The 20,194-nt window shown below is 60.6% G+C and carries 16 protein-coding genes and 1 riboswitch; of the genes, 5 read left to right on the top strand and 11 right to left on the bottom strand.

The genetic code is table 11. The features are described from left to right. Window positions 1-5: 5 nt before the first annotated feature. The gene (locus CI601_RS07350) at window positions 6-1,196 is read right to left on the bottom strand and encodes an extracellular solute-binding protein (RefSeq protein ID WP_121914911.1); all 1,191 of its coding nucleotides are present in this window, start codon (window positions 1,194-1,196) and stop codon (window positions 6-8) included. 227 nt (window positions 1,197-1,423) lie between these two features. Between CI601_RS07350 and CI601_RS07345 the strand changes: the two genes are divergently transcribed. After that, window positions 1,424-2,434: a LacI family DNA-binding transcriptional regulator gene (locus tag CI601_RS07345; protein WP_183129803.1), complete on the top strand. Its 1,011-nt coding sequence runs from the start codon at window positions 1,424-1,426 to the stop codon at window positions 2,432-2,434. Between the two features lie 77 nt (window positions 2,435-2,511). Here the strand turns inward: CI601_RS07345 and CI601_RS07340 are convergent, their stop codons facing one another. Beyond that, complete coding sequence (locus tag CI601_RS07340) at window positions 2,512-2,916, bottom strand: DUF4186 domain-containing protein (RefSeq protein ID WP_121914909.1); 405 nt, start codon at window positions 2,914-2,916, stop codon at window positions 2,512-2,514. Between the two features lie 189 nt (window positions 2,917-3,105). Between CI601_RS07340 and CI601_RS07335 the strand changes: the two genes are divergently transcribed. Then, window positions 3,106-4,395 (top strand): class I SAM-dependent methyltransferase, encoded by a 1,290-nt coding sequence (locus tag CI601_RS07335; RefSeq protein WP_024627059.1) that lies wholly within the window; start codon window positions 3,106-3,108, stop codon window positions 4,393-4,395. A 73-nt stretch (window positions 4,396-4,468) separates the two neighbouring features. Here the strand turns inward: CI601_RS07335 and CI601_RS07330 are convergent, their stop codons facing one another. The 8 genes from CI601_RS07330 to CI601_RS07295 all read right to left on the bottom strand — a co-directional run bounded on the left by CI601_RS07330 (window position 4,469) and on the right by CI601_RS07295 (window position 13,781). Continuing rightward, window positions 4,469-5,020, bottom strand: coding sequence for an FMN-binding protein (locus CI601_RS07330; protein WP_121914908.1), 552 nt, complete (start codon window positions 5,018-5,020; stop codon window positions 4,469-4,471). A gap of 1 nt (window position 5,021) precedes the next feature. Next, complete coding sequence (locus tag CI601_RS07325) at window positions 5,022-5,849, bottom strand: ABC transporter ATP-binding protein (RefSeq protein WP_121915061.1); 828 nt, start codon at window positions 5,847-5,849, stop codon at window positions 5,022-5,024. 44 nt (window positions 5,850-5,893) lie between these two features. Continuing rightward, a complete protein-coding gene (locus CI601_RS07320; RefSeq protein WP_183129821.1) occupies window positions 5,894-7,060 on the bottom strand; it encodes an ABC transporter permease in 1,167 nt (388 codons plus the stop codon). Window positions 7,061-7,076: 16 nt separating this feature from the next. Further along, window positions 7,077-8,387: an ABC transporter permease gene (locus CI601_RS07315; RefSeq protein ID WP_121914906.1), complete on the bottom strand. Its 1,311-nt coding sequence runs from the start codon at window positions 8,385-8,387 to the stop codon at window positions 7,077-7,079. A 21-nt stretch (window positions 8,388-8,408) separates the two neighbouring features. Then, window positions 8,409-9,683: a DUF2318 domain-containing protein gene (locus CI601_RS07310; RefSeq protein ID WP_121914905.1), complete on the bottom strand. Its 1,275-nt coding sequence runs from the start codon at window positions 9,681-9,683 to the stop codon at window positions 8,409-8,411. Between the two features lie 13 nt (window positions 9,684-9,696). Then, on the bottom strand, window positions 9,697-10,320 hold the full coding sequence (locus CI601_RS07305; RefSeq protein WP_024627065.1) for an iron transporter: 624 nt from the start codon (window positions 10,318-10,320) through the stop codon (window positions 9,697-9,699). After that, a complete protein-coding gene (locus CI601_RS07300) occupies window positions 10,317-12,131 on the bottom strand; it encodes an FTR1 family protein (RefSeq protein ID WP_121914904.1) in 1,815 nt (604 codons plus the stop codon). The genes CI601_RS07305 and CI601_RS07300 overlap by 4 nt, the downstream gene beginning before the upstream one ends. A 159-nt stretch (window positions 12,132-12,290) precedes the next feature. Continuing rightward, window positions 12,291-13,781 carry an amino acid permease gene (locus CI601_RS07295; protein WP_121914903.1) on the bottom strand — a complete coding sequence of 497 codons (1,491 nt, stop codon included), beginning with the start codon at window positions 13,779-13,781 and terminating at the stop codon, window positions 12,291-12,293. A 302-nt stretch (window positions 13,782-14,083) separates the two neighbouring features. On the opposite strand from CI601_RS07295, the gene CI601_RS07290 reads away from it, so the two are divergent. After that, window positions 14,084-15,547: an amino acid permease gene (locus CI601_RS07290; protein ID WP_121914902.1), complete on the top strand. Its 1,464-nt coding sequence runs from the start codon at window positions 14,084-14,086 to the stop codon at window positions 15,545-15,547. Window positions 15,548-15,562: 15 nt separating this feature from the next. Here the strand turns inward: CI601_RS07290 and CI601_RS07285 are convergent, their stop codons facing one another. Continuing rightward, window positions 15,563-16,519, bottom strand: a complete 957-nt coding sequence (locus CI601_RS07285; protein ID WP_121914901.1) for a 3-hydroxyacyl-CoA dehydrogenase family protein — start codon at window positions 16,517-16,519, stop codon at window positions 15,563-15,565. Between the two features lie 175 nt (window positions 16,520-16,694). Continuing rightward, window positions 16,695-16,873: riboswitch (Lysine riboswitch) on the top strand. Between the two features lie 96 nt (window positions 16,874-16,969). Here CI601_RS07285 and CI601_RS07280 point away from each other — a divergent pair. After that, window positions 16,970-18,445 carry an amino acid permease gene (locus CI601_RS07280; RefSeq protein WP_121914900.1) on the top strand — a complete coding sequence of 492 codons (1,476 nt, stop codon included), beginning with the start codon at window positions 16,970-16,972 and terminating at the stop codon, window positions 18,443-18,445. 204 nt (window positions 18,446-18,649) lie between these two features. After that, window positions 18,650-20,155, top strand: a complete 1,506-nt coding sequence (locus CI601_RS07275) for an amino acid permease (protein WP_121914899.1) — start codon at window positions 18,650-18,652, stop codon at window positions 20,153-20,155. The last annotated feature ends 39 nt before the right edge of the window (window positions 20,156-20,194 follow it).

Genomic DNA, 20,194 nt, shown 5'->3' with positions numbered 1-20,194 from the left:
TCACTTCATTGCTTGTTGAGAGCATTCAGCAGGGATTCAGATAGAGAAGCGGAAGTCTCTTCATACTTAAGACCGAGATCGGAAGTACGGCCCTGAGCTTTCTCGATTGAAGCTTCCCACTGAGCTAGTCCGGCGTTCTCCTTTACCTGGCGGCTACGCACGCTCTTCTTGGCGGAAAGATTGCTCAATGCGTTATTAACCTTGAAGAGTTTGTCAGGCTCAGACAAACACGAAATCACTTTTACTGCCTTGTCGTAATGCTCTTTGGCATTTTTCTTGTGTGTTGCCACCATGGCGAATTCACCACCAGTGGGGACCGGGGCCACACCGCCGTCCTTGGCGGGGATGGGGATCATTTTGGCATTTGCCTTGTCAGCCTCTGCCTGCATCCAAGTGCCAATTTCAACGAAACCATAGTCTCCGGCAAGGAAAAGATCCCAAGCAGCCGATTGCGTATCGGTGGTTGCGGACTTGGGGGCCCAACCCTTCTTTATCCAGCCCGCAAGCAGATTCTGAGCATCAGTCCGTGCCTGTGAATCCGGATGCTTCAAATCGCCCTTGGCGCCCCAGAACCAGGGCAAAAATTGGAATACGCCCTCTTCACCGGATATCCCGGAAAATGCAATTCCCTTATGACCGGAATTAACCACAGCCTCAATTGCTTTATTCAGCGAATCCCAATCATGGATACTAGAGACATCGACTCCTGCCTCACTAATGATTTTGGGATTATAAATAAGGCCTAATGTGTTGGATCCACCGAGTGGAACTCCGTAGGTCACTTTGTTTACAATCCCTGGCGCCTCTAAGTTGGCATCATAGCCCGTTGCTTTCAGACCGGTTTCATCCCCGCCGGCGACCAAGGCAGCATCAACTGCCGAAGGAATCATGGGGTTGTCAATCACTGCTACATCTGGGCCATTGTCTTCCTTGACGGCAGTAGTCAGATTATTAAGCAAATCGGATGTGGCAATGGACTGTCGCTTGATGGTGTACCCTTCCGGAGCGCAGGATTTGACCAGCTTATCGAACTCAGATCCATTGGTATGACGTGTCCAGTCGTCCCAGAATTGTATAGTCTTATCATTTTCCCCAGCCCCTTTTGACGAGGAACCACAGGCACTCACCCCAAAGGTAGTAGCACAGACGCACACCAGTGCCGCCGTTTTGATCATCGCCGACTTTATCCTTTGCATATAAACTCCTCCTTGAGTATTCCGCTCAGTCTTCATTGTGGAAGTAAGATTTACAACCACTATGTAAACCGGTTTTACAAACCGGTTTACATCACTATATACCACTGCAGAAACCTAAGCAAATCACCATTCTGGAATCGAGCATTCTTCAGCTCTGAAGCAAGACTTATCTAAGCCCGCGGGATATCATGAATGGTAATCCCAAAATGGTTGAAAGGAACGGCACAGTGTCCACCATCAATGATGTGGCCAGAGAGGCAGGCGTCTCGAAAACAACCGTTTCCTTTGTTCTCACTGGCTTTCGATCAGTCTCGAAAGAAACAGAAGCCAAAGTCAGAGCAGCTATGGACAAGCTAGGATATGTGGCCAATCATTCCGCACAAAGTCTGTCAACCTCCAAAACGAACACTATAGGTGTCATCACCAGCAACCGACAAGGTGCATACTTCGAGCTGGCCAGGGGCGCCTATATCAATTGGCTCTCAAAGGCGGCGACCAGCGCAGGTTACGATATGCTCATCGTCAACGACCCGGATGGAACGGCCACAGCCAATGTCTGCCAGTCACACAAGGCGGATGGCCTCATTTTTCTGGATGTGCGGAGGAAAGACCCTCGAATCCTGTTTGCTGCCAAGTCAGGAATACCGACTGTCTGTCTTGGCGTTCCCGATGACAGGATGAATCTGGATGTTGTCGACACGGATTTCGGACATGCAGCATCTAGCATGGTCGAGAAGCTTGCGTCTGAAGGTCATAACAACATCTGCCTGATAACCCTGCCCCAGCCCATTCTGGACCAGGAACTCAATGACACATTTAGATTTATCCAATCTGCCAACAAGACTTCCCAACGCCTTGGCCTCAATCTCAGCATCCGCACTTGTACCACTGATACGGAAAAAATCGAAAGCGAGCTTGATGGTATCCTATCCATGCAGGAAGGGACAACCGCTTATATCATCCAGAATGAATCTGCAACCCTGGTCTTTCATCACCTCATGGAAATCAGACACATACCCATTCCGGAGCAATATTCAGTATTGGTCTCATGCGAAAAACAGATGTCAGATGCGCTCTATATGCCATTTTCGGCCTGGCAGAATGATGTTCAGCTTGTCACTGAAACGGCAGTAAAAACACTCATCAACCACTTCAAACACCCTAAGCGCAAGCCCCAATTCAAGCTTCTGCAAGGCCAATATATGGACCGCGGCACTATTGCGTCGCCCTGGGAGTAAACCTATCCATCATCATGAAAGAGAAGAGCCGTGTCTGGAAACTCGTGCTCGATTGGCCAAAACCCGGCGGTTGTAATTTATCGGACCGGATGATTGACCAAGTCGCGCTCTATCCAGGCCATGATCAGTCTGGCTAGGGCATCCACCTCGACATCGGTCAGAGCACGGCCGCGCGGGATGTGATGCCAGCGCTCGATGCATCCGCGGCAGCAGGTGGCCGTAGCATGCTGGGCTGTGAAGACCGGATGCCCGCGGTAGGGGGTCTGCTTGCCGTCCTTCAAAGGGTTGGCAGGCCCCACACGCTTGGCCAGCATCTCATGGGCATGGCGGTCGATGGTATCCCTGCCCTTGGCCCGGGCGTAGGCGCGATCCTTGGCCGATAAAGAGAATCCAGCGCGGAAGCGCGAATGTCCCAACCTGGCAAGCGTGTCCTGAATCCAGGCCTCATCTGCCCGGGCCGACGCTGATCCGCTGCTGGTCATTTCCTGCTCGCCTCCATGTTCAGCCTTACCAAAGAGTCTGTACCCAGGCAAGGTTTCCCATGCGGAATAATTCACCGAACATGACACCGATAGGGACCAGTGTCAGGGGTAGGGTGAAGACAGTACTTGTATCCACTAACTACCAGACCCGCCATGTTCGGTCATGTCCGGGTCACACAAGGGGGCTTCATGGCCAAAAGCAAGATGACTGTAGCCGAGATGATTGGGCTCTTCCTCACCCCTGACGCGCCTGTGCAGGTGACCGCCTTCGACGGGTCGGTCTTCGGGCAGGACCAGGCGCCGCTGCATCTGGAAGTCAAGAATTCCCGTGCCATGTACTACATCACGGAAAATCCCAACGACCTTGGTCTGGCCCGCGCCTACCTGCAGGGTGATCTGGATTCTCCCGAGCTGCTGCCAGGCAACCCCTACCAGGTCCTCAAGGAACTGATGGGGCTCAAGCACTTCGTCAAGCACCCCAGCAAGATGGAGCTGGCCCGGGCAGCTGCGGCCGTCTTCTCACACGGAGTGCGCGTGCCCGAGCCGCCGGCCATCGAAGGACCTTCCCTGGCCAAGCGACTGACCGAAGGCATCCGCCCCCACACCCGCCGGGGTGACGCAGCCACCGTCAGCTACCACTACGACCAGTCCAACGACTTCTACCGGCTCTTCCTGGGTTCCTCCATGACTTACACCTGCGCCGTCTTCGAGAAGGCCGACGGCAGCCTGGAGGATGCTCAGTGGCATAAGCTCAACATGGTCCTGGACAAGATGCACCTGAACAAGGGTGACCGTCTGCTGGACGTGGGCTGCGGCTGGGGCTCCATGGAGATCGCAGCAGCTCGCCGCGGCATTCACGTCATCGGTGTGACTCTGGCTGAGGAGCAGGTCGAGTGGGCCCAGAACTGGATTCGCCAGGAGGGACTGCAGGATCTGGCCGAGGTCAGGCTGATGGATTACCGCGACGTCCCCGAGTCCGGATTCGACGGAATCTGCTCCATCGGCATGATGGAGCACGTGGGCTACAAGCAGTACCCCTCCTACTTCAAGGAGATGATGGACAAGCTGCGTCCGGGCGGCATCCTGCTCAACCATCAGATCACCCGCACCAACTCCCACGACCACAAGCGGGCCGGCGGCTTCATCGACCGCTACATCTTCCCCGACGGCGAGCTGGCCAGCCCGGCTGAAATCGAACTGGCCATCCAGGACACCGGCTTCGAGGTCATCACCCAGGAGAACCTGCGTCAGCACTATGCGCTGACCCTCAAGCACTGGACCGAGAATCTCCAGGAGCATTGGGACCAGGCCAAGCCCATGGTGGGCGCGCCCAAGGCGAGGCTCTGGGGCCTGTACATGGCCGGCGCGCGGCTCAACTTCGAGCTCGACAACATTCAGATACACCAGTTCCAGTGCATCAAGCCCGATCCTGAGACCGGCACGGACACCTATCCGCTGCGGCCCTGGTGGGATCGGTAGCATAAAGGCCTGAAAAGGGGCGAGGAGTTGAATCCTCGCCCCTTTTTGTTTCCGCCACCATACAGCCCAGTTTTCAGGAAGATTTTTCCGCCGAAGCCTCCAGCCGTGCCAGGTCCAAGGCCTTGTTGAAGGCATCTGAAGTCCAGCTGGCCCCAGCCACTTTCTGCACCTTGAGGTCCTTGAGCGGGCGTCCTTGAACCACACCAGGCACAGCCTGAGCGAAGCGTTCCATGTGACCACGTGAAATGGGCGAGTCCGAATGTCCCCGGACCTGGACCCGTGTCACCTGGCCTCCCGACAGGTCCAGATCCACATCGATGCTGTCAGCCCCGTCATGGCCGTACTTGCCCGTCAGAGCGTAGGTGCCGTCATGATAGTTGCCCGTATCAGCAGGAGCGGTCGGCAGTCCATCGCGGGAGATGGCCGTGGGCTTGCCCTCGCCCGCCTCACCTGATCCTTCCGCTGACCCTGGAGCAGAGCTGGACTCGGCGCTCGATCCTGCGAACTCGTCGTCCATGGGCTTGGCCTGTTGGCTTCCGCAACCGCCTAGAAGGGAGCCGACCGCCACCAGGGTCGCCAATGTTGCCGAGGCCGTGACTAGTCCCCGAGACTTGCTTGTGGCCATCTCAACGCCCTCCTTCTGCACCAGCAGCTGATTCCGGCAGGGAGCCGCCGGTCTTGGCCATCTTAGTGGGGTCATGGAAGCCCACGGGAATATCCTGGTCCCCGGTGTCGCCAGGAGCCCCACTGAAGGCCGGACGACCTCCGGCTGCCAGGTAGGCCCGCTTGGCCTCCTCATCATTCCACTGCTCGCCGGCCAGCACACCGTGGTTGAGCATGATCTCCCGCTGAGCACACGAGGCCACCAAGGCATCGTGGGTGACCACAATCAGGGAGGTCCCCTGGTCGTGCAGTTGCCGGAAGAGGTCCAGCACAATCCGCTCATTGGCCTCGTCCAGGTTGCCAGTGGGCTCGTCAGCCAGAATCAGCTTGGGCTCGTTGATCAGCGCCCGGGCCACGCAGACCCGCTGCTGCTCGCCGCCCGAAAGCTGGCTGGGCAGGTGTCGGGCTCGATCCGCCAGACCCACGCGATCCAGGGCCTTCATGGCCTGGTCCTCGTCCACCACCGAGTGGTAGTACTGGGCCACCATGACGTTCTCCAGGGCGGTCAGATGCGGAACCAGGTAGAACTTCTGGAAGACCAGACCGATCACGTTCTTGCGCACATCGGCCAGCTGGGACTGGCTCAGATCCTCCAACGGCCGCCCCTGCAGGCGGACCGAGCCCCGGCTGGGCGTGTCCATGCAGCCCAGAATGTTCATCAGCGTGGTCTTGCCTGAGCCGGAGGACCCCACCACAGCCAGCCACTGACCCTGCGGGACGCTCAGATTCAGATCATCCAGGGCGTGCAGATCGCCGTAGATCTTGGAAACATGGTCCAGATCCAGCAGCATGTCGCCGCCCGACTGGGACTCGCTCGCCTTTGCCTGCGTCATTGTCATTCCTCCCTCAAAACCAGGGCCGGGTCGATACGCGAAGCCCGGAGGACCGGCCGGATGGATGCGATCATGGATATGGCCACGCTCAGCAGTACCGTGCCCAGGGCCAGCCACCAGTTGAAGCCCAGCGGCCGCTGGAAGACGGACAGGCAGAGCAACCGGGCGAAGCCATAGCCCAGGGCGGTACCGATCAGGCCTCCAGCCAATCCGTAGCAGGCCGACTCAGCCAAAAACTCCATGGCTATCCCCCGCGATGAGGCACCCAGGGCCTTGCGCAGGCCGATCTCGCTGCGCCGCTGGGAGACGATGGATGCCATGGTGGTCCCCACACCAACAAAGGTCAGGACCAGCACCACCACCGAAACCAGCCAGAAGAGCGACTGGAGCATGGCGATGGTGTGGCTGTCGCCTGCTGTGATCCTGGTGACCGGTCGAGCCTTGACCCCCATGGAGGTCATGTCGTTGATGCTGGCAGCGATGGTCTTCAGCCCCGAAGTCATGGTGTTGACCGAGTATTCGATGACATCAGTGCCCCGCTTGGCCCCGGTCAGGAGCTCCAGGTCAGCCAGGTCGGCGTAAATGATCCGATCTTCAGAACCGCCAGTATCGACAATGCCTCCCACACGAAAGTCACGACCCTGCCCCCCGGCCTTGCCTGTGGCGGTGACCTTTCCAGCGGGGTAACCAATAGTTATCTGCTTGCCGGTGGTCAGCCCCAGTGAATCTGCCAGATCCCGCCCTACCATGACTGAACCGGACTGCGGCCAGGATCCCTCAACACTCCAGTGGCGGTTGAGCTGACGCACCTGGTCGGGGTGGATGCCGGCCATCTCGCGGGCGCCGGCATTGACCTGCACCGTCTCATATCGATAGGTGGCGTACCGGGCCGGGGCCTTGGCAGTCACCATGTGGGTGGTGTGATCCACCATGCCCTGTTCGATGCCGGAGCCGGACCGGTTGCCCCCCTGAATGGGCGAGACGACCAGATTGGCCCCGTAGGAGCGCATCTCCTGGTTGATCTGCCTGGGAGCCTCGATACAAACCGCCGCCAGGCAGAAGAGGGTGGCCGCACCCACCAGGGAGGCTACAACAGCCATCAGGGCCCGGCCCCGACGACGGAAGACGGCCCCAAAGAGCATGGTCAGGAACATGCGGGTATTGGTCATATGGCTTGTATGGCGATCAGCGGCCATGAAGCACCTCCGCCGGCCGAAGCCGCAGAATCGATCTGATGGACGAGATGGATGCCAGCAGCACGGTCAGGGCCAGCAGCACGAAGACCAGCACAAAGACCATGGGCCTCATGGTGATACCCGAGCCGAAGACCACCCTGCCTACGATCTGGGCCACGCCGGAACCCAGCAGAGCGCCGACCAGAGCTCCGGCCAGGGCGATCAGGGCCGTCTCGGCCAGCACCAGTCTGGACACGGCCCCATCGGTGGCGCCCAAGGCCTTGAGCAGGGCGAACTCCGAGGACCGCTCGCTTATGGAGGACGCCATCAGGTTGGCCACGGCGATGGCTGCCGCCAGCAGGCTGAGCACGGTCATCAGGATCATGACTGCCTGGGTCTTCTGCAGGACATCGCCCTGCAGGGCTGCCACCTGTCTGACCTGCTTGGCCATGGACCCGGGGATGGCCTCCTCGATCTGGTAGGCGATGGAGGACGGATAAGCCGTGCAGTACCAGGTCTCCCACTCGTCCTGGGAGAGGGCAGCTGGGTTTCGTGCGGCCTTGCGGGCCAGGTCGTTCTCGGGCGTGGTCAGGGCCTTGACTTCCACCTGATCGATCTGATCGGTCAGGCCGGACATCTCCTGCAACGCCTTGGTGGGCAGGTAGAGGGAGGAGGCATCAGCATCACCGGAGTCGAAGATGCCCACAATGGTGACGGTCTGCTGTTTACCATCCAGACCCACCTTGACCTGGTCGCCGACCTGACGGCCACCCAGTCGTGCAGCCAGCTCTTTGCCCATCATGGCCTCGGTCCTGCCGCCGGACCCAGCCTCGTCCTTGGGCCAGCGTCCTTGAACCTTCCACCAGGGCCGAAGGCCTTTCAGACCTGCGGTGCTGCTCTCGCCGCTGTCTACCTTGACGGTCCGGCCGAACCAGGTGCCCACCAGGGGGGCGCCGACCTGGTCTACGGTGCCGCGCAGATCCAGGCGGGGGGCAAAGTCGGTGATGTTGTAGGCCCAGAAGATGGTCTTGATCTTGGGCACCTGGGACTCCTTGAGGAAGGCTGTCGGCGTTGACTCGTCGCCTGATGGGCCGCCCTCCTGGTCGCCGTAGAGGTCGGAGACCACGGCATCAGCCTTGGCCTGGACCGTGATGTTGGATCCGTAGGTGGACAGTTCTGCGTTGAGCTTGTCGCCAACGTCAAAGACCACCCCCAGCATGGCCGTAGCCACGCAGGCCGACAGGCAGACCGTGACGGCAATGAGCATTCTTCGCCCGAACTGGCGGCTGAATGACCGCAGCATCATTCGCATGAAGAACATACCAACCGCTCCTTCCCTTTTTCAGCTCTTGAAGTGCGAAGACAGCGCATCCAGATCGGCGGTGCTGATCAGTATGGCGCCCCGGCCGGTCTTGTAAGGCAAGGGAACGGGATTGCAGCCGCCCTTGAACCCGATGGTGGCCAGGTTGATGGCTACGTCGCACTTCTTGCAGATGATCTTGCCGTCTTTTTCGTAATAACCCGCATCCCCGCAGTTCTCGCAGGCATCCAGCCCGACTCCGTAGGCCGCGCCATTCTTGCGGATGATGATAAAGCGCATCTCGGTGCCATCCTTGGCCCGGTAGCTGAATCGATGCAGGTGGCCATCCTCCACCTGGGAGAAACGAATGGTGGCCGTATCGGAGGTCAAGGAATACTTCTCCGGAGGCGAGAGCACAGGCACCTGGTGGGCCTTGGCAGTACCCACCGTGAGGGCCAGGGTGACACCGATCATGGCCACCAGGCTCCAGACCGCTGATGCCAGGGCCCTTCGGCGGAAGGCCCGGTGACTGCGGTCGTCGGCTGTAGAAGCTCCGGTCACCGGCATGCGCCAGCCTGCAACCAGGCAGGCGAAGACTGGAATGATGAAGACCAGAACCTGGGCAAGAACCAGGATCAGGTCGGCGTTGTATCCCAGGGCCATGACCCGGAAGGCCCAGCCGTGCAGAAGAACCAGGCCGGTGGTCTGCATCAGGGCCACCAGGGCTACGCCGTGCCGAAGCAGCAGCAAGACCACCATGAGTAGGGCGGCCAGACGGAAGGCTATCCGGGGGCAGGAAGTATGCATGGTCCTCAGAATGGCAGCCACTATCACAGCGGCAGCCAGACCAAGCAGGAAGCCCAGGGCCCTCAGAAGCATGGCCGAGGTCATCACCGGCTCCCCCGGCTCCACAAAAGCCGTAAGCTGCAGGATGACATCGGGCAGGGCACGGAAGGTGGTCAGGGCTATGGCCAGGGCCGCCAGGGCGTTGGCCAGATCCATGGCCCAAGGGCGGCGGTGCCAGTCTGAAACCAGCCGATCGGCGACCAGCACCACCGCAATAGCCGCCAGATCGGTCAGAACGCAGGCTACCAGGGTCGGGTAGTTGACCATGGTTCGCCGGTTGATGATCACGGTGGCGCGCAGGAGGGCAAAAACTAGCGCTCCCAGCACGCCAACCCCCAGGCCAATCAGCCGCCAGGAGGAGGAACGCGGCCGATCGCGGCCCTCGCCCACCCCTAGAAGCACGCTGAAAATCATGACCAAGAGGGCCGGGGCCAGTGTCCCCGGCAAGACCGTGACAAATTGCTCAAGCATGGTGCATAGCAGCTTACCACTGGTGGGGCGTGTAGTCCCAGTCCCAGCTGACCACGATAGGCTCGGTCCAGAAGTGCCCCTTCACGCCGGTCTCCGGGTCGACGTGCAGCATCCAGCCCTTCTTCTCAGGAGAGTCGATGGAATAGGTCAGCTTGTAGGATCCGGCCTTCTCCATCTTGATGTTGGCTCCGTAATGCGGGCCATCCGAGGCGTTCATCTGCATGAAGGTGCCGGACTGCTTATCGTTGGGATCATCCTTGTTCTGGATGGTGTAGTTGACGGTCAGATCCGGAACGAACTCACCCTTGGCATATCCCAGGTTGTTGTTGGCCAGGGCGTGGATATCAGCCTCCAAATGCAGGCTGGCATCGGCCGCCTTCAGACCCATGGAGGCGGGCTCCATGTCGATGGGCTGGAAGAAGACCGTGCCGATGTTCAGGGGGCCCTTCTGCTGATCGTCGGGCGGGATGGGGATCTCCTCGAACCCGGCCCCCTTGCCCGCCGAGGACTGGGAGGAGCCAGAAGCCTCAGGCGCGGGAGCCTCACGGGTGCCTGACCCGCTGGAGCCGCACCCCGCCAAGGCCAGGGTGCCTGAGAGCACCAGCGCGACCAGGGCGGTCAATTGTCTCTTCTTCATGATTGTCCTTCGCTCTTTGATGTTTGCATGGATGCCGTGACCTCAGAGGGCACAGCCCCTTCGGCGGCCTGCTCGGCTTCCGTCTGATGGACGGTTGCCGACGACGACCCGCCGGAGTCCTGATTCGACTGCGCCTGCTCCTGCTTGTGCAGGCGGCGGGTCGACACAATTGCTAGCACGACCACGACCAGGGCCGCCAGGATCTGGGCGCCTATGGTCTGCGTGTAGGGATACAGCCCGATCCAGTCACTGGTGGGCACACCTGGCAGGTAGGTGGCCGGCACCAGGTCGCCCTCGATCAGGGCATGGACGCCGCCCCCGGCGAAAATGACCACCATAACCGCCATGAGCAGGCTGGTGATGATGAAGAAGGGCCGGATGGGAATTTTGACCGAGGTGAAGCGGATGAGCACGAAAACGATGACCAGGACCACGGCGGCAGCCGCAAAACCGGTCCAAATCTCCCGTGAGCCACCAGGAGCCATGGCGAAGATGGCCTGGTAGAACATGACCGTCTCAGCCCCCTCGCGGAAGACCGCCAGGAAGGAAAGCAGGGCCAGGGAGATCACACTGCCCTTCGAGATAGCGGCCACCGTCCGGCTTTGAATGTAGTGGTTCCAGGATTCCACAGAGGACTTGGACAGCATCCAGTTGCTGGTGTAGAGCAGCATGAGCATGGCCACCAGAGCCACCACGCCCTCCAGGATCTCTTGCTGGGGGCCGTTCCCGTTGAAGAGCAGGGTGAAGAGCAGAGCCACCAGCCCGCTGGCCACCAGACCTGCCGCAATGCCCCAGTAGATGTGCCGGACCTTGTCTTTATGACCGGACTTGACCAGGTAGGCGATGATGGCCGCCACCACCAGGATGGCCTCCAGACCCTCCCGCAGCAGGACCACGAAGGCCTGGCCGAAGGCGGAGGTCAGGAAGGACGTCCACCCATTGACCTGATCCGCGGCGCCTCCATCCAGAATGGCGGCGTCCTCGACCAGCATGCTTTTGAGATCGTTCACCAGGGTCTTGGCCGGCTTGCCCGCCACCATGGCCATCCGGGTCTCCTTGAACTGGTACTCGACCTGGGAGACCCTGTTGCCGCTGATGGCGTTCATGACATTCTTCTCGAAGCCCAGCTTTTCGTAATACTGGTAATAGGCCTTGTTGACCAGATCGGATCCCGCCTGGCCCTGTCCCTTGGATGCCTGGGCGAGCGCCTGATCGAGAATCGGCATCATCTCGTGGGCCACCTGGGTCCAGGTCCGATTGCCCTTGCCGGTGTTCCGATGTTTCTTGGCCGCATCCAGCCGTCGACGGTCAGCCTTGATCTGCTCCTGCTGGGCCTTGGCATAGGCACGGGGATTGGCCAGCCCTTGTGTGGCATCCAGCTGGGTAGCCGCAGTAGCCAGGTCGGCCTTGAGCTTTTCACTGCCCTGGGTCAGGGCCTGCCCGGCATCAGGGGCGTAGGCCTGGCTCTGCAGGGCCTGGAACTGCCCGTCCAGTGCGTTACGTCTGTCCTGCCCCAGGGTCGACTCCACAACCGAGACAAATCCTGAACCCACGTAGCCCACGTTGTAGGCCCCCATGAACTGCGAGGCCGCCCCGGCATGATCCCCCCGGGCGTAGTCCTCACACCCTCTATCCAGCTGACGGGACACGGAGCCAGCCACTTGGGTCCAGTTGTCATAATCCGTGGCTCCGCTCGCCGCCATGGCCGACTGCGGGATCTGCAGGAATAGGAATATCAGAGCCAACAGCAGGCATGAGAGCAGGGAGCCAGTGATCCTGGCCATTCGCGTCCTGCCGACCTGTGCAACCATGGGCGATGATCTCCTTCGTCAGTCCCTCGTTATCGAACCTGCGAGAAACGAAGGCCGATTTGACAAGTACCGAAAATCAATCTAGCCCAAGCACAAGTGGAAAAACAGACTTGTTTATAGTGTTTTGAGGCCATATAATGCGCCCACGCTCGCTGATGGTCAGTCGACCGACTTCGGCTCGCCCTTATGCTTCCACAGGCAGATGCCGCCGAAGACCAGCAACCAGACCAATCCCAGTATGGCCGGATACCGGGTATCGGAAGCCAGGAAGAGCGAGAGGTAGATCAGGACGAAGAAGGCGATGGCAACGGCTCCAGTCACCCGGTAGGCCGGCATGATGAATCCATCAGGCATGAAGTCCGGGCTGGTCCGGTAGCGACGGTGAGCAAGCAGGGTCAGGATGTAGATGAAGATGATGACCGCGCTGGAGCAGGAGGTGAACAGAACGAAGGTGTTCTCAAAGCCGGGCAACAAATGCAGCACCGGGGATAAGAGGATCAACACCCCAGACAGGATGATGGCCCGGGCAGGCACCTTGCCGCGGCGTGAAATCGTATGCAGGCTGCGCATCACCGGAGAGTGGCCGGCGGCGGCCAGCTGGAAGAGGTTACGACCGGCGGAATAGAGCAGGGAATTCAGCGAGGAGCTGGCTGCCGTGATGACCACGAAGAAGACCAGGGCGGCCGCCCAGTCGACCCCGGCGTAGCGGAAGACCATGACGAATGGCGAGGTGAAGCTGCCGTCGGCGTTGGGCCGGAAGGAGCGCCAGGGCACGATCAGCATGATGGCAACCAGGGCGCCCACGTAGAAGATCAGCACCCTCAGGATGATCTGATTGATAGCCTTGGGCAGGACCTTGCGGGGATTCTGGGTCTCGGAGACGGTGACCCCCACGAACTCGATCATTTCGTAGGCGAAGAAGACCATCTGGAAGCTCATGAAGAAGGCCATCCACCCGTTGGGCGCCAGGCTCAAGCCGGTGGTGATGTTGTCCAGGCCCGCATGGCCGGCCGGGCTGATCCGATCCTGTCCCGGCATGTGGACGGCCGGGTAGTGGAAGCCTGTGATGACCATGACCACGGCCGTGGCAATCATGGCCAGGATCAGAGTGATCTTGATCATGGAGAACCAGAACTCGGTCTCCCCGAAGACCCGCACGGCAATCAGGTTGATGCACACCATGGCCGCCAGGAAGCAGAGCTCGATCAGACCCCGCCAGGCACTCAGATCAATGCCGAAGGTGCCGAAGAAAGTGACGAAGTAGGTGCCCACGGCAGTCAGCTCGGACATGCCGATCAGGATGAGCACGATCCAGTAGGACCAGCCGGCGAAGGACCCCCACCCCTGGCCCAGGTAGCGGCTGATGAAGGCGATGAAGGTGTGCTGGACGGGGCTGCGATACATGAGCTCGCCAATGGCCCGCATGAGCAGGTACATGATCAGCCCCACCCCGATGTAGACCAGGATGATGGAGGGACCGGTCAGGGCTATGGACTTGCCCGACCCCAGGAAGAGCCCGGTGCCGATGGTGCCGCCGATGGCGATGAACTGTACATGACGGTTGCTCAGACCGCGTTCCATGCCGTCGCCTGCCGAGGCGCTGTCACCTTGATTCTGCTGTGCCAAAGGGCCATTGCCCGTACGGTTCATGCGACTGCACCTCCTTGTCTTCACAACCCATTACTTATCGCCGTCCAGAAAGGGGCATCCCATCAAGGCCGGTAGGACAGCAATACCACAGAGGTGTCGATAACCGGGAGCAGACGGCAGGCACCGACGCCCATGGTAGGACCTGACGGTCACCATCCGGTGAATTGACCGTCTCATATGACGGACGCTTCTGTTCCACAATGCAAAGGCATGCTCATTCCGCTTGGGCCGGCTCCTATAGGGTTGGCCCTGTCAGCCGGTCACATTCAGCTGACCACTACCACCTAAGGAATGACATCCCCATGGATCAACCCAAGGAGTCGCAGAGCAAGGATCTGCGCAAAACCCTGAAGAACAGGCACATCCAGCTCATCTCGCTGGGCGGCGCCATCGGAACGGGACTCTTCTACGGGTCCGGGGAATCCATCTCATTGGCAGGGCCGGCCATCATCATCGCCTACCTGATAGGCGGTCTGGCCATCTTCATGATCGTCAGGGCCATGAGCGAAATGAGCGTGGAAGACCCCAAGTCCGGCGCTTTCAGCTACTACGCCACCCGCTACTGGTCCAAGCGGGCAGGGTTCGTTTCTGGGTGGAACTACTGGATGAACTACGTGCTGGTATCCATGGTTGAGCTGTCCGTGGTGGGCACCTTCGTCAACTTCTGGTTCCCGGCAATCCCCGCCTGGGTCTCTGCGGCCTTCTTCCTGGTAGTCATCACGGCCGCCAATCTGATGGGAGTCAGCAAGTTCGGCGAGTTCGAGTTCTGGTTCGCCATCATCAAGATCGCGGCCATCGTCGCCATGATCATCGGAGGTCTGGCGGTCATCATCCTGGCCCTGCCCACGGCCAACGGACTGCGGGCCTCCTTCGCCAACTGGTTCACTGTAGGCGGCGGGTTCCTGCCCAATGGACTCATGCGGCACGGGGCCAATGGCCAGTGGACCGGTCTGCTCATGTCGCTGGCGGTGGTCATGTTCAGCTTCGGCGGCACCGAGCTGATCGGCATCACCGCCGGAGAGGCCTCCGATCCCCGTCGGACCATCCCCAAGGCCACCAATGCCATCATCTGGAGGATCCTGGTCTTCTACATCCTGACGCTTGGGGTGATCATGGCCGTGGTTCCCTGGAATGCCATCGGCAAGCCGAACGCGCAGGGGATGGTCGTCAGCCCCTTCGTCCAGATATTCGACTCGGTGGGAGTCCACGCGGCCGCAGGCATCCTCAACTTCGTCTGCCTGACGGCGGTCATGAGCGTCTACAACTCGGCTCTCTACTCCAACTCCCGCATGCTCTTCTCCCTGGCCCGGCAGGGCAATGCCCCCCGGTACCTGAGCCGCCTGTCCAAGGGCGGCGTGCCCTACGCAGGAGTGCTGACCTCGGCCTGCATCATCGCCCTGGCCGTGGTCGTGGTCTTCCTCTGGCCCCAGTTCGCCTTCAACTATCTGATGAGCATCGCCACGATCTCGGCCATCATCAATTGGTCAATGATCATGGTGACCGAGATGCTCTTCCGGCGTGCCGTGGCACGAGGCGAGGGGCCGGGCGACCTGGCGGGCAAGACCGGTGAGAGCGCTGTGAACGCCCTGCACTTCAAGCTGCCCTTTGCGCGGGTGACCCCTTGGGCGGTCCTGGCCTTCCTGGCCATGATCGTGGTGCTCATGTGCTTCTCGTCCAGCTACCGGGTGGCCGTCATCGCCGGGCCCATCTGGCTGATCGTCCTTCTGACGGCCTACCAGCTGACCCAGCGGCGAGCGCGACAGTGATATAAACGGGAGGATTCAGCGGTCGTCACCCTTCTTGCGGTCAGCGACCAGCGCCTCCAGCAACCGCCTGTCGCGGTCGGCGATCATGGCGTGGCTTTCGGCCCCCTGCCAAGAGTAGAATCCCTGGCCGCTCTTGGCGCCCAGCTGCCCTGCTTGGACCTTGGCCTTCAACACCGGATCCTCGCCAGGGCGGTTGTCCAAATCGTCGTAGAGGTACTTGGAGATGTTGTCGAAGACGTCCAATCCTCCCAGATCAGCGCTGGCGATGGGCCCAAGAATGCTCCATCGCCGGCCCAGGCTGTAAGTGACGATCTCGTCGACGGCCTGCGGGGTGGCAATGCCCCGTTCCACGATATTCAAGCACTCCCGAATAACAGCCGCCTGGATGCGATTGCCCACGAATCCGAGCGATTCCGTGGACAGCGCCACAGCATGCTTGCCGATGCGGTTCATAAGCTCGACCGTGGTATCCACCACGCCCTGGTCGGTGTTCGCAGCCGGCACCACCTCGACCAGGGGCATGAGCTGGGCGGGATTCCAGAAGTGGGCCACCAGGAACCGCTGCGGATGACGCAGCACCGAGGCAATTTCAGTGGGCCCTAAACCCGAGGTGTTGGTGGCCAGAATGGTCTGCTCGCCAACTATGGCCTCCACCTGCTGCCAAACCTGGTGCTTGACCTCCATGTCTTCCAAGACGGATTCGACAACGAAGTCGGCATCAGCCAGAATGCCGTAATCTGTGTCCTCTTGGATCCGGTCCAGCACGCTCTCCCTCTGATCCTTGGAGATCAGGCCAGCACCGATGAAGGTATCCAGATCATGTTCGATCAGTCCCCTCCCCCGGTCCAGGGCCTGGCTGCTGGAGTCCACCAGCCGTACCGGATAGCCGCGCATGGCGAACTGAAGCGCCGTGGCATGCCCCATGGTGCCCGCCCCGATATTGCCGATTATCTTGATATCGTCGACCTTCATCAGTCACTGCCTTCTTTCCTAGCGAATTCCCGCCCATCCTAACGCCATCAACCGGCACAGCCGGGATCGCCCAGCAAGGCGGCCACGGACAGGCAACCATCGATTCGCTTGCCTAAGACGATGGTAGCCATTTCTGCTTGTCTGAGAATCCATCTATGCTTACCCGTAATTGCAAAGCCACTGAAGAGGTCGCCGAACCTATCAGTAACCGGGATCAGACAGTGCGGTGTCGCCTATTCCCGGCGAAAGGAAGTCCGGCCGAAACGGTTCGGATCCGCCCATCCGACCCGTTGGGCCCGGGTCGAACAGGTCCGGGACTGTCGCAACCAGATGTTGCGGAGCGCTATGTGCAGTGTCACAGACAGGCAACCAGCCTGGATTCCGCCTGAGCGGAACCGGCCGGAACCGTCGTCATAGGGCTCTCAGGTCAGTTCGAGGAGAAGAGCAGTCATGGCGACCAGGCAGGGCGGGAAAGACGACCCCTCCGCATCCGACGACCGGGTCCAACGCAACCTCAAGACCCGACACGTCACCATGATCGCCCTGGGCGGCTGCATCGGCACGGGCCTGTTCATGACCTCCGGCTCCACCATCGCCAAGGCCGGACCCGGAGGCGCGCTGGTGGCCTACGCAGCCATGGGCCTCATGGTCTACTTCCTGATGACCAGTCTGGGCGAGCTGGCCACCCACCTGCCCACTTCCGGTTCCTTCGCCGCCTACAACGCCCGCTACGTGGATCCGGCACTGGGCTTCGCCATGGGCTGGAACTACTGGCTGAACTGGGCCATCACCGTGGCTGTGGACATCTCCACCGCCGCCCTGCTGATCCAGTACTGGCTGCCCCACACCCCAGGATGGGTCTGGAGCCTGCTGGTCCTGGTGGTCATTTTCCTGATCAACGCCCTGACCGTGTCCACCTTTGGCGAGACCGAGTTCTGGCTCTCCCTGATCAAGGTAGTGACAGTGATCGTCTTCCTGGCCATCGGTCTGGCCATGATCTGCGGCATCATGTTTCGCCCGGCCGTGGGCCTAGGCAACTTCACCTACAAGGATGCCCCCTTTGTGGGCGGATTCCCCGCCATCCTCAACGTCTTTTTGATTGCAGGCTTCTCCTTCCAGGGCACCGAGCTGATCGGCGTCACGGCTGGCGAGTCCGAAAACCCCGGCAAGGCGGTTCCCAAGGCCATCAATGACGTCTTCTGGAGGATCCTGCTCTTTTATATTTTGTCCATCTTCGTCATCGCCGCGCTGATCCCCTACACCAGCGCTAATCTGCTGAGCTCCGCCGAGGGGGACATCGCCATGTCGCCCTTCACCCTGGTCTTCCAGAGGGCCGGCCTGGCCTCGGCAGCCAGCGTCATGAACGCCATCATCCTGACCTCGGTCCTTTCGTCCGCCAACTCAGGGGTCTACGCCTCCACCCGGATGCTCTACGCCCTTGCCAAGGACCATTACGCCCCGGCCTTCTTCGGGCACACCACCCGTCATGGCATCCCCATGGCCTCGCTGGTCGCCACCCTGGTGGTCTCCCTGGCCACCTTTGCCGCCAGCATCTTCGGCCAGCGGATCTACATGTGGCTGGTGGCCGCCTCGGGGCTCACCGGTTTCATCGTCTGGATCGGCATCGCACTCAGCCACTATCGCTTCCGCCGCGCCTGGGTGGTCCAGGGCCACCGGGTTGAGGAGCTGCGCTACCATGCCAAGCTCTTCCCCCTGGGGCCCATCCTGGCCCTGATTCTGTGCATCATCGTCATCGGCGGGCAGAACATCGAGGCCTTCGTCAACTGGAACTGGCAGGAGATCGGCGTCACCTACATCAGCGTGCCCCTGGTGCTTGCGCTCTACCTGGGCTACAAGATCCGATACCATACCCGTATCGTTCCCCTGAAGGAGATGGATTTGAGCGGGGATCCGGAATCGCTATGAAAGATTTGTCAACTAGCATGACACATTATGACCATGGGAGCTGGAAAGCCACACCAATGGCATAGACTCCCTAAGCGTTCGAGGACCGGCTCAAGGACCCGGCCATATGAATCTGTTCCGGCATCCAGCCGGCATATCAGGAATCGCAATTTCAGCACGACCCCGGACTCCCCGGTGCGTCGCCCAGCCAAAAGGAGGAGGATCATGACGCAGAACACCAGCAATGCAGCGTCGAACACCAATCAATCCGACCGGGCCGGGCAAGAGCATCATGGCTACGGCAGCGTCAAGCGCAACCTCAAGACCCGCCACATCTCCATGATCGCCCTGGGCGGCTGCATCGGCACCGGCCTGTTCATGACCTCAGGCTCCACCATCTCCACAGCCGGCCCCGGCGGCGGACTTCTGGCCTACATAGCCATGGGCGTCATGGTCTACTTCCTGATGACCAGCCTGGGCGAGCTGGCCACCCACCTGCCGGTGTCGGGATCCTTCGCCGCCTACAGCGCCCGCTACGTGGATCCGGCCCTGGGCTTCGCCATGGGCTGGGACTACTGGCTGAACTGGACCATCTCGGGTGCCGTGGACATCTCCACCGCCGCCCTGCTGATCCAGTACTGGCTGCCCCACACCCCGGGATGGATCTGGAGCCTGCTGGTCCTGGTCATCGTCTTCCTGATCAACGCCCTGACAGTCTCCGCTTTCGGGGAGACCGAGTTCTGGCTCTCCCTGATCAAGGTGGCCACCATCATTGTCTTCCTGGTCATCGGCATGGCCATGATCTGCGGCATCATGTTCCAGCCGGCGGTCGGCCTGAAGAACTTCACCTACAAGGACGCCCCCTTCGTGGGAGGCTTCCCGGCCATCATGAGCGTCTTCCTGATCGCCGGCTATTCCTTCCAGGGCACCGAGGTGGTAGGCGTGACCGCTGGCGAGTCCGAGAACCCCGGCAAGGCGGTCCCCAAGGCCATCAACGACGTCTTCTGGCGGATCCTGCTCTTCTATGTGCTGTCCATCTTCGTTATCGCTGCCCTGATCCCCTACACCAGCCCCAACCTCCTGGGAGCCTCTGACGGGAACATCGCCATGTCGCCATTCACCCTGGTCTTCCAGCGGGCCGGCCTGGCCTCGGCGGCCAGCGTCATGAACGCGGTGGTGCTGACATCCATCCTCTCGGCCGTCAACACCGGGGCCTACGCCTCCAGCCGCATGCTCTACGGACTGGCCAAGGACCACTATGCCCCGGCCATCTTCGCCAGGACCACCAAGAGGGGCATCCCCCTGGCGGCCCTGGTAGCCACGGTCTGCATGTCCCTGGCCACCTTCGCCTCCAGCATCTTCGGCCAGTCCTTCTACATGTGGCTGGTGACCGCCACTGGACTGACCGGCTTCATCGCCTGGATCGGCATCGCCCTGAGCCACTTCCGCTTCCGGAGGGCCTTCAAGCTCCAGGGGCACGACCTGAGCGAGCTCAAGTACCACTCCAAGCTCTATCCGCTGGGCCCGGTCCTGGCCATGGTACTCTGCGTCATCGTCATCGCCGGACAGGACATCCCCTCCCTGCTCAGCCTGAACTGGTCGCACATGGCCATGACCTACTTCAGCGTGGTTCTGGTCCTGGTCCTCTACCTGGGCTTCAAGTTCGTCAACCACACCAAGATCGTGCGCCTCAAGGACATGGACGTGTCCGGCGCCGAATCCGCCCGCTGAAGCAGAAGGCGCCCCGCAGATGATCTGTTCCATCCGCGG

It is taken from the genome of Bifidobacterium sp. wkB344, from assembly GCF_003688305.1.
GTDB lineage: Bacteria > Actinomycetota > Actinomycetes > Actinomycetales > Bifidobacteriaceae > Bombiscardovia > Bombiscardovia mizhiensis.
This window is presented reverse-complemented; position numbering and strand designations above follow the sequence as displayed.

Coding starts and splice junctions, on each gene's coding strand:
- CI601_RS07340 (WP_121914909.1), bottom strand. CDS start 2,916: ATGACCAGCAGCGGATCAGCGTCGGCCCGGGCAGATGAGGCCTGGATT.
- CI601_RS07285 (WP_121914901.1), bottom strand. CDS start 16,519: ATGAAGGTCGACGATATCAAGATAATCGGCAATATCGGGGCGGGCACC.
- CI601_RS07280 (WP_121914900.1), top strand. CDS start 16,970: ATGGCGACCAGGCAGGGCGGGAAAGACGACCCCTCCGCATCCGACGAC.
- CI601_RS07290 (WP_121914902.1), top strand. CDS start 14,084: ATGGATCAACCCAAGGAGTCGCAGAGCAAGGATCTGCGCAAAACCCTG.
- CI601_RS07315 (WP_121914906.1), bottom strand. CDS start 8,387: ATGTTCTTCATGCGAATGATGCTGCGGTCATTCAGCCGCCAGTTCGGG.
- CI601_RS07350 (WP_121914911.1), bottom strand. CDS start 1,196: ATGCAAAGGATAAAGTCGGCGATGATCAAAACGGCGGCACTGGTGTGC.
- CI601_RS07275 (WP_121914899.1), top strand. CDS start 18,650: ATGACGCAGAACACCAGCAATGCAGCGTCGAACACCAATCAATCCGAC.
- CI601_RS07335 (WP_024627059.1), top strand. CDS start 3,106: ATGGCCAAAAGCAAGATGACTGTAGCCGAGATGATTGGGCTCTTCCTC.
- CI601_RS07295 (WP_121914903.1), bottom strand. CDS start 13,781: ATGAACCGTACGGGCAATGGCCCTTTGGCACAGCAGAATCAAGGTGAC.
- CI601_RS07305 (WP_024627065.1), bottom strand. CDS start 10,320: ATGAAGAAGAGACAATTGACCGCCCTGGTCGCGCTGGTGCTCTCAGGC.
- CI601_RS07320 (WP_183129821.1), bottom strand. CDS start 7,060: ATGACCAATACCCGCATGTTCCTGACCATGCTCTTTGGGGCCGTCTTC.
- CI601_RS07330 (WP_121914908.1), bottom strand. CDS start 5,020: ATGGCCACAAGCAAGTCTCGGGGACTAGTCACGGCCTCGGCAACATTG.
- CI601_RS07300 (WP_121914904.1), bottom strand. CDS start 12,131: ATGGTTGCACAGGTCGGCAGGACGCGAATGGCCAGGATCACTGGCTCC.
- CI601_RS07325 (WP_121915061.1), bottom strand. CDS start 5,849: ATGCTGCTGGATCTGGACCATGTTTCCAAGATCTACGGCGATCTGCAC.
- CI601_RS07310 (WP_121914905.1), bottom strand. CDS start 9,683: ATGCTTGAGCAATTTGTCACGGTCTTGCCGGGGACACTGGCCCCGGCC.